General features: G+C 62.1%; 4 protein-coding genes. All 4 read left to right on the top strand.

The genetic code is table 11. The features are described from left to right. Positions 1 to 711: BrnT family toxin (locus AC1DY5_RS51545; RefSeq protein ID WP_478122002.1), on the top strand; the 711-nt coding region annotated here is incomplete at its 5' end. Then, complete coding sequence (locus AC1DY5_RS51540) at positions 695 to 961, top strand: BrnA antitoxin family protein (RefSeq protein ID WP_478122001.1); 267 nt, start codon at positions 695 to 697, stop codon at positions 959 to 961. The genes AC1DY5_RS51545 and AC1DY5_RS51540, both read left to right, overlap by 17 nt. A gap of 354 nt (positions 962 to 1315) precedes the next feature. Then, the gene (locus tag AC1DY5_RS51535) at positions 1316 to 1597 is read left to right on the top strand and encodes a hypothetical protein (protein ID WP_478122000.1); all 282 of its coding nucleotides are present in this window, start codon (positions 1316 to 1318) and stop codon (positions 1595 to 1597) included. A gap of 627 nt (positions 1598 to 2224) precedes the next feature. Then, positions 2225 to 2412: DNA-binding protein (locus AC1DY5_RS51530; RefSeq protein ID WP_478121999.1), on the top strand; the 188-nt coding region annotated here is incomplete at its 3' end.

Genomic DNA, 2412 nt, shown 5'->3' with positions numbered 1-2412 from the left:
GTCTACACCCTCACCCACTCGAAGACGAACCAGGCCGGGGCCGAGCGCGCCGTGAACGTGAAGCCTCTCGTGGGGAGCGTCGCGTTGGCCATGCAGGCCTGGCTCGCCGAACTGACGGAAAGGGGCATCAAGGAAGGCGCCTCTTCCGGCGCATTCATTGCCCGCGGGTTTCGTGACGGAGGCCGGTCGGCAAGCCATGTCGCTGACGGAGACGATGGCGATGGCCGGGCACCAGAGCGTGGCGACCGTGATGGGGTATTTCAGGGTCGAGAGTGCGCTCGGCAGCAAGGTCAGCCGGATGCTCGACGAGGAGTGAACGGCAACATTGAATCCTTTGCGAGCCCCCCGCCCTCGCGCACGCCGTTGCTTACTGTGGCGAAGCTCGATGTACATGATGGTAATATACAGTCCATGATTGACCTGAGCAGCGTTACGGGGTTCAACTGGGATGACGGCAACGCCCGCAAGAACGAAAAGCATGGTGTTTCCATGGCCGAAGCCGAGCAAGTCTTCTTCAACGCACCCTTGCTGCTTTTGGAAGATGCCGCGCACAGCCGCCAGGAACCCCGGCTCCACGCCTTGGGCAAAACCGACGACGGACGCGCGTTGCACATCACATTCACTTTGCGCCAATCGAGCCTGTTGATTCGCGTCATTTCAGCCAGGGACATGCACCGAAAGGAGCGAGCCATTTATGAACAAGCAGACTAAGGCGATCCCGAAGTTCGCCACCGAGGCGCAAGAGCGTGCGTACTGGGAAAAGCATGACTCCACCGACTACCTTGACTGGTCGAAAGCCAAGAAGGTTGCGCTGCCCAACTTGAAACCCACGACCAAAACCATTTCGCTGCGCCTGCCTCAGCACCTGCTGGACTCAATCAAGGTCGCGGCGAACRCCCGCGATGTGCCTTACCAATCGCTGATCAAGGTCTGGTTGCAAGAAAAACTACACACGCGCTGAGCGGCCAGCAGGTTGCCCGGGTACGCAGACCGGTTGCTCATGGCGACCGAGGGGCAGATCGTGCCGCCACGCGCTGGTGCGCGAATTGTTGGGCCGCACGCGCCGTGCCCACGCTCAGCGCGGCGCCCGCCCGCACCAGCAACGCGCGCCCACCAAGGATCATTTGCAGTTGGTGCTGGCCACCTGCGACGAGAGACTTCGAGGCCCGCCAACGCGACCGCGTCCTGCTCCTGTTTGCCTGGGCCACCGGCGGCAGTCGTCGTTCCGAGGTGGCCGCGGCCAGGAAGGCGCCCTCGTCCGCCGCATCCRTAAGGGCCGGCCACCTGGGCGAGGCGCTCACTCGCGCCCGCGGCCGTGCGCGACATCGTGAAGGAGCGCAGCGCACCGGAGGGTGTCGAGGGCGAGTTCTCGGCGCATTCGCTGCGGGCAGGCTTCGTGACGGAGGCCGGCAGGAAAGCCATGTCCACGATTCACGCCAGCGGTGGCCAGATACTGGGAACGCTTACAGGCTCGCCCCGCATACCAGACCGCCATGGTGGTGCAGGAAAACGCGGCCAGCGCGCAGTGCGTCCCGACGATTCCGTCACCAGACATCCGCCCCTGAACAGCTGGGATCCGTCATGCCAGAATCATTGAAGGTCTTCGGTAGATCAGGCGGTCTCGGGATCCCTGGCGAGCCCCCTCGGTTCTGGTTCTGGCGCACGAACCGGGATGACGATCCTGGTCTCCCAGCAGGGGGAAAGCTCTGGGCATCGCAACCTTCTGAGCGAACCCCTATGTAGCACATTTGTGCCACGTGAGCCATCGACACCGACCTTCTTGTGTCGGCAGGCGCGCGGCGATCTTTTTTCTGATTCGCGAAGCCGACGTGGCCGCGAGGCAGGCGCTGACGACGCGGTTTACATTGAATAGATGGTGAGGTGCGCTCTGCAACGGCTAAGCGGCATGCGCCGGAATTGCTCACGTCAGATTTCCTTGGGGATGGCCGATTCGCCGGCTGCAACGCGTCGCGCTTGAACAAGGAACAGGCGAGTTCTTTCAGGCGCGGGATCAAGGATCGGTGATCGACCATCCAACAAACGCCGTTCTATCAGCGCACTGCTCCAAGACCGCGGAGCGTCGGTTGTCACCGCACGCAGCCAATCTCGGGCAATTCCAATTTGCGAATCTGCTCGAGCTACTCCGACTCCATTCGCACAACCGAGTCTTCGGACTTGAGTCTCATTTATTATCGCAAGTAAAAACAGGACCCAGGAGCAGGGCATGGATTTGAAAAGTTCGAGCGCCGAAATCTACCCGTCTCGGAGCGGCCGCGGCATCCAGGAGGCGCAGGTCTGGGAAGCAGCCGATGTCTTGCTGCACGAGGGTCTGCGCCCGACGATCGAACGGGTTCGCCAGAAGATCGGCAGCGGCTCGCCCAACACCGTGAGTCCCATGCTGGAACGCTGGTT

The organism is Variovorax sp. P4_D9 (assembly GCF_056401695.1).
This window is presented reverse-complemented; position numbering and strand designations above follow the sequence as displayed.